Origin of the sequence: Streptococcus parasanguinis, from assembly GCF_001074805.1 — a bacterium.
Lineage (GTDB): Bacteria > Bacillota > Bacilli > Lactobacillales > Streptococcaceae > Streptococcus > Streptococcus parasanguinis_A.
The window spans coordinates 1-6659 of record NZ_JUPI01000079.1 but is presented as its reverse complement, the minus strand read 5'-3'; the positions used below and the strand labels follow the sequence as shown (position 1 = coordinate 6659).

Genomic DNA, 6659 nt, shown 5'->3' with positions numbered 1-6659 from the left:
ATAATTAGTCATGGAACTTCGTAGAAGTTCGCTGACGTCCGTACTCACCTAAGGAAAGTTTTTTAGAAGACTTTTTCTTCAATCTGATACACTGATCGCAAAATCAGTGTTTTCTTTTAGCTTATTTCATTGTTGGGAAGAGAAGAACGTCACGAATCGTTGTCACATTGGTCAACAACATAACGAGGCGGTCAATACCAATTCCAAGTCCACCTGTTGGTGGCATACCATATTCGAGGGCTTCAACGTAGTCATAGTCGATGCCTGTAGCTTCGTCATCTCCCAATTCTTTCGCACGCGCTTGCGCTTCAAAACGTTGCAATTGATCGATCGGATCATTCAATTCCGTGAAGGCATTGGCATACTCTTTGGTCATGATGAAGAGTTCGAAACGGTCAGTGAAGCGTGGGTCTTCTGGATTTTTCTTAGCCAAAGGTGACACTGCTACTGGGTGACCATAAACAAAAGTTGGTTGCGTCAAGGTTTCTTCAACAAATTCTTCGAAGAAAGCATTGATAATTTGTCCCACTTCTGTGTAATGTTTTTCAACTGGTACATGTTTTTCGTTTGCAAGTGCTACAGCTTCTTCAAAGGTCATGTCTTGCCAGAAATCAATACCTGTGATTTCTTTGATCGCATCAACCATGTGAACCCGTTTGAATGGTTCATTGATTTTGATTTCTGTTCCTTGGTAGTCGATTGGACCATCACCATGGACCGCTTTCGCAGCATGTTGGATAATACCTTCTGTTAAGTCCATGATATCGTGGAAGTCAGCATAAGCTTGGTAGACTTCGATCGAAGTGAATTCAGGGTTGTGAGTAGCATCCATTCCTTCGTTACGGAAGATCCGTCCGATTTCGTAAACGCGTTCCATCCCACCAACAATCAAACGTTTCAAGTGAAGCTCAGTCGCGATACGAAGTACCATGTCAATGTTTTGTGCATTGTGGTGAGTGATAAATGGTTTAGCAGCCGCACCACCAGCTTCATTATGAAGCACTGGTGTTTCCACTTCAAGGAATCCTTGACCATCTAAATAACGACGGATTTCAGAGATAATTTTTGAGCGAGTTACAAAACGTTCGAAGCTTTCACGGTTTGAAATCAAATCCAAATAACGTTTGCGATAGATGGTTTCAACATCTGAAAGTCCGTGGAATTTTTCAGGTAAAGGACGAAGGGCTTTTGACAAGTGAGTGATATGAGTTGCTTTAATCGAAAGTTCACCCATGTCTGTGCGCATGATTTCCCCTTCAACACCAAGGAAATCACCAAGGTCTGCTTTTTTGAAGATTTCGTAGTTTTCTTCTCCAACAGCATCCTTACGAACGTAGATCTGAATTTGACCTTCACGGTCTTGAAGATGGGCAAAGCCAACCTTTCCTTTTCCACGTTTTGTTACGAGACGACCCGCAATAATAGCTGTTTCGTTCAAGTCGTGGAGTTGTTCTTTATCTAATTCTGAATATTTTTCTTTTAATTGACCTGAATTTGCAGTACGTTCGAATCGCTTTCCAAATGGATCGATTCCTTGTTCACGAAGAGCCGCCATTTTCTCACGACGGACAATCTGCTGGTCATTCAATTCTTCCATATGTTCAGTAGTCATTTGGAACCTCCTAAGTTATTCTTCCCTATTCTATCATATTTAGACCAGAAATTCACTAATATTTACCAATTAAACAAAAATAAGATGGAAGAAAAAATGCAGCTTCTTGAATGAATACTCAAAAATATCAGAACACCGTCGTTGACTCCCCAAATAGCATGAACTATCTAAGGCAAGATAATTAAAAAGGTTTCGATATACCATTCAACAAAAACATAAAAAAGGAGCGTGGTGAATCTTGATCCATTCATCCTGACTCGCTCCTATTTTTTATTCATAACGCAGTGCTTCGATCGGATTTAACTTAGAAGCCTTATTTGCTGGTAAAATTCCAAAGAGAATGCCTACAAAAGCAGAGAAAATAATGCTACCGATTGCGACATTTAAGGAAATAATCGGTGGTCCTTCTAAGGAGGCTGCAGCAAGGGAAGTAATTAAGCTATTCACACCATAAGCAAGTCCAAGACCAATCAGCCCTCCAATGATGGTCAAGACCATAGATTCTATCAAAAATTGAACCAGAATCTTACCTCGGGTTGCTCCCAAAGCCTTGCGAAGACCGATTTCTCTCGTCCGTTCGGTAACAGAGACAAGCATGATATTCATGACTCCTATCCCACCAACCAAGAGGGAAATCCCTGCAATAGCCCCAATTACTGTCGTCATAATTCCGACCACTTTGTTGGTTTCCTCTAGGATGCTATCCAAATTAAAGATTTGGAATTCCCCTTGGCGAACACCTGAAAGCTCTGTTAGCTTTTGAGCAGCTTCGATCCCAACAGATTTGATTTGTTTCACATTTGGAACGTGAACGACGATGTTCTGAATCTCGTCTGTTCCAAATTCAGAAGCTAGCTGGGTATTGGCCATTAGGGCACTACCACCTGAAGAAGCTCCGTAAAGAGCTGTCCCCGCATTTGGATCTTTAAATACACCAACAACCCGATAATTGTTGTCTCCAACAGAGACCACCTGATTCAGCGGATTCTCAGATCCAAATAATTGTTGTGCTAACCCTTCATCAAGGAGCACCACCCGGGAGAAATTACTATAGTCTGCAGGGGTTAATTTTCGTCCAGATAAGAGCTCAACTTTTTTAACAGAAAAATAGGTCTCATTTACCCCTTGGATATTCACCCCGTCTGCTTTTTTCTTTTGAAAAGCAATGGTTGCATTGGAGGTATTGCCAACATAGTAACCATCGATACCTTGAATCTTGGTTAATTCCTTGACCCAAGATTCTTGCACAACTGGTGGTGCTTCCTTGACTTGACCATCAATATCTTCAGCATTTTCTCCCTCGATATCCGATGGAGCAGCCATCCCTCGATCTTCAGCTGCAGGGCCACTTTCACCTCCGCCTTCTCCTGTATCTTCAGAGGGACCAATATTGATCCCAGTTACATAACCACTCTTATTGGGAGAATAGGAGATTTGTACATATTCTTGGTCCTTAGTGAAGGTCTTAGTAACACCAGCTTTCATGCCATCTCCAAGAGCCATGATGACAACAACAGAGGCAACTCCTATAATGATCCCCACCATGGTCAAGAAAGACCGTAATTTATGGCTCATAATCGAGCTGATCGCAAATTTCCAATTTTGCATTAGGTCCCCCTTTCCAGCTTGCTATCTGAGGAGATCACTCCATCACGAATAACAATGCGACGATGAGCAAAAGCTGCAATTTCTGGTTCGTGTGTAACCATGATAATGGTCTTTCCTTCTTGGTTCAGCTTGGTTAACAAGTCCATTATTTGCTCTCCCGTCTTAGTATCTAGGGCACCAGTCGGCTCATCTGCTAAGACGATGGCTGGCTGATTGACGAGAGCTCGAGCTATCGCAACCCGCTGTTTTTGACCTCCAGAGAGTTCCGAAGGCAAATGGTGCATGCGAGAATGAAGCTCTACCTTTTCAAGATATTGCTCAGCTAATTCCTTTCTTTTAGCAGGATGAACCCCTGCATAAATGAGAGGGAGTTCTACATTTTGAAAGGCATTGAGCTTGGAGAGAAGAAAGAATTGTTGAAAGACAAAACCAATCTGTTCATTTCGAACACGCGCTAATTTTTTCTCACTGAGATTTCCGACTTCCTGGCCTTCTAGGAAATATTCTCCACTGGTCGGCCTGTCCAACAAGCCAATGACGTTCATCAAGGTTGATTTTCCTGAGCCAGATGGGCCCATAATAGCCACAAACTCGCCCTCTTCGACTTCTAAATCGATATCTTTTAAGACACGAAGTTCCTGGTCTCCATTTTTATAGGTTTTATTGATTCCTTTTAGTTCAATCAATTTTGTCATATTTTCCGATCTCTTTTCCATCTTCCAGTTTCTCATTAGGATTCACAATAACTTGGGCATCTTTCTTCAAGCCTGACAAGATTTCCTGGTTTTCTGCATCGGCGTTACCAAGCGTCACTTTTACTTTCTTAGCCTTACCATTTTCGACCGTCCATACATAACTCGTATCTCCATCAGCCAAGACACTGGTCACGGGAACTAGTGGATGTTGAGTAGAACTTTTGACTTCAATATTGACAGAAAAGCCTTGTTTGAGTTCCCCAATGTCACTGGTAATATCTACTGTGAATGGGTACTTGGCTCCCCCACTTCCTTGTGTTCCACCTGCTGCGTTGGCACCTGCTTGACCCGCGTCAGCCGGATAGTTGGCTACATAAGAAATCTTTCCTGTCCAGGTTTTATCCGGATAAACTTTGGAAGTGAGAACCACTTCCTGACCTTCAGAGATATTGGCCAAATTGTATTCAGACAATTCTCCTTTGACTTGTAAGTGACCGTTGCTCACAATATGTACCAGAATTTGATTGGTACCCGTGGTTGATTTTGAAACATCTTTATTGACTTCAACGACAGTGCCATCTGTATTACTCTTGACTGTCGTCGCATCCAGAAGTGACTTAGCCTTGTTCATATTATCAACCGCATCAGACTTGGCATCTCGTAAATCACTAGCTTGAGAATCAACCGTGCGTTGGGTCTGTGAAGCTGACTTGGCATCTGCTTCTTCATCTCCTGTCGTATCAATGGTCACACCATTTGTCAGTAAATCATTTAACTGACGATCTGCCTTATTGACAGCACGAACGGCTGCATCGTAAGCTGTTTGGGCCTCTGTACTGCTATACTGAACAATCGGCTGACCGGCTGTTACTTGATCTCCTACATTGACCAAAATTGACTGCAAATCCCCTTTGGTTCCATCAAAATAGACATACTGTTCCTGGTTGGCAGTGACTTTCCCAGTTAACAAGACCGAAGAAGCGATCGATCCATCCTTGACCGTTTGCACCATTGGAGTTTCTTTCGTGACTGCTTGATCAAGTGTACTTGGGTGCGAAAACATCATCACACTTCCTGTTCCAATCACCACAATTGCTGCACCTGCAGCTGTAAATAGTTGCCATTTTTTCAATTTCTTCATCGTTTTTCTCCATCAAAGAAAGCGTTTTATTCTATACCATAGTATACCATATTTCCTTACTTTTCTATCTAAAATTGACACGGCAACATGAAATTTAAATGCTTGGTAACATGCTAAACCCTTGACTTTTGTAACAGTTGATATTACAATCAAACTGAAGTCCCATTTAGGAGGAAAACATGAAAGAATTTGATATTATTTCAATCGGTGGAGGTAGTGGAGGAATCGCTACGATGAACCGGGCTGGAGAGTACGGAGCGCGCGCTGCTGTCATTGAAGAAAAACAATTGGGTGGCACCTGTGTCAACAGAGGATGTGTGCCTAAAAAGATTATGTGGTATGGTGCACAAATTGCAGAAGCAATTCGCGATTATGGACCAGACTATGGATTTACTTCTGAACAGACAAAATTTGATTTTGCAACCTTAAGAAAAAATCGCGAAGCCTATATTGACCGTTCCCGTAATTCCTATGATGGCAGTTTCAAACGCAATGGGGTTGAACGAATTGAAGGACGTGCCCGTTTTGTGGATGCTCATACGGTTGAGGTAAATGGAGAAACCATTAAGGCCAAGCATATCGTAATTGCGACCGGTGCCCATCCCTTTATTCCTTCTGTTCCTGGAGCTGAATTTGGCGAAACTTCTGATGATGTCTTTGCTTGGGAAGAACTTCCTACATCTGTTGCCATTATTGGAGCTGGCTACATCGCAGTGGAACTAGCCGGTGTGCTCCATGCCCTTGGTGTTCAGACCGATCTCTTCGTTCGCGGTAATCGTCCATTAAGAAAGTTTGATTCCTACATTGTCGATGGCTTAATGGAAGAAATGGAAAAACAAAACCTTCCGCTTCACAAACACAAGGTTCCCATGAAGCTTGAAAAATTAGAAGATGGTCGTGTGAAGATTTATTTTGAAGATATGACCAGCCACGTGGCAGATCATGTTATCTGGGCAACAGGACGAAAACCAAATGTCCAGGATCTCAATCTAGAAGCTGCAGGCGTCACCTTAAATGAAAAAGGATTCATTGCAGTGGATGAATACCAGAATACAGTTATTCCAGGAATCTATGCTCTTGGGGATGTCACAGGAGAAAAAGAATTAACCCCTGTCGCTATTAAAGCTGGACGCACTCTTTCTGAACGACTATTCAATGGAAAAGTCAATGCCAAAATGGATTATACAAATATCCCGACTGTTGTCTTTTCTCACCCCGCTATCGGAACCGTTGGCCTAACGGAGGAAGAAGCCCAGCAAACTTATGGAAAAGAGCATATCAAAGTCTATACTTCTCAATTTGCTTCCATGTACACTGCTGTTACCCAACACCGCCAGCAAGCAAAATTCAAACTCATCACTGCTGGTCCCGAAGAAAGGGTCGTTGGCCTTCATGGTCTTGGCTACGGAGTCGATGAAATGATCCAAGGATTTGCAGTTGCTATCAAGATGGGAGCGACAAAAGCCGATTTCGATGCAACTGTCGCCATTCACCCAACCGGATCCGAAGAATTTGTGACAATGAGATAAAAAATAAGAGCGTGGGACAGAAATCGGTAATTCGTTAGAATTCGATTTCGTCGTCCCACCTCCGCACAGTTGAG

At 42.6% G+C, this 6659-nt stretch carries 5 protein-coding genes; 1 reads left to right on the top strand and 4 read right to left on the bottom strand.

Translation table 11 applies throughout. The features are described from left to right. Positions 1 to 121: 121 nt before the first annotated feature. The 4 genes from lysS to ADI76_RS05250 form a co-directional block, all read right to left on the bottom strand. On the bottom strand, positions 122 to 1612 hold the full coding sequence (gene lysS / locus ADI76_RS05265) for a lysine--tRNA ligase (RefSeq protein WP_049515026.1): 1491 nt from the start codon (positions 1610 to 1612) through the stop codon (positions 122 to 124). Positions 1613 to 1882: 270 nt separating this feature from the next. Next, positions 1883 to 3220, bottom strand: a complete 1338-nt coding sequence (locus tag ADI76_RS05260; protein ID WP_049515025.1) for an ABC transporter permease — start codon at positions 3218 to 3220, stop codon at positions 1883 to 1885. Further along, on the bottom strand, positions 3220 to 3915 hold the full coding sequence (locus ADI76_RS05255) for an ABC transporter ATP-binding protein (protein ID WP_003002759.1): 696 nt from the start codon (positions 3913 to 3915) through the stop codon (positions 3220 to 3222). Before ADI76_RS05255 ends, ADI76_RS05260 begins: the two co-directional genes overlap by 1 nt. After that, positions 3899 to 5056, bottom strand: coding sequence for an efflux RND transporter periplasmic adaptor subunit (locus tag ADI76_RS05250; protein WP_049515024.1), 1158 nt, complete (start codon positions 5054 to 5056; stop codon positions 3899 to 3901). The genes ADI76_RS05255 and ADI76_RS05250 overlap by 17 nt, the downstream gene beginning before the upstream one ends. A gap of 179 nt (positions 5057 to 5235) precedes the next feature. Here ADI76_RS05250 and gorA point away from each other — a divergent pair, with 179 nt between their 5' ends. After that, positions 5236 to 6585, top strand: a complete 1350-nt coding sequence (gene gorA, locus ADI76_RS05245) for a glutathione-disulfide reductase (protein ID WP_049515023.1) — start codon at positions 5236 to 5238, stop codon at positions 6583 to 6585. Positions 6586 to 6659 lie beyond the last annotated feature (74 nt).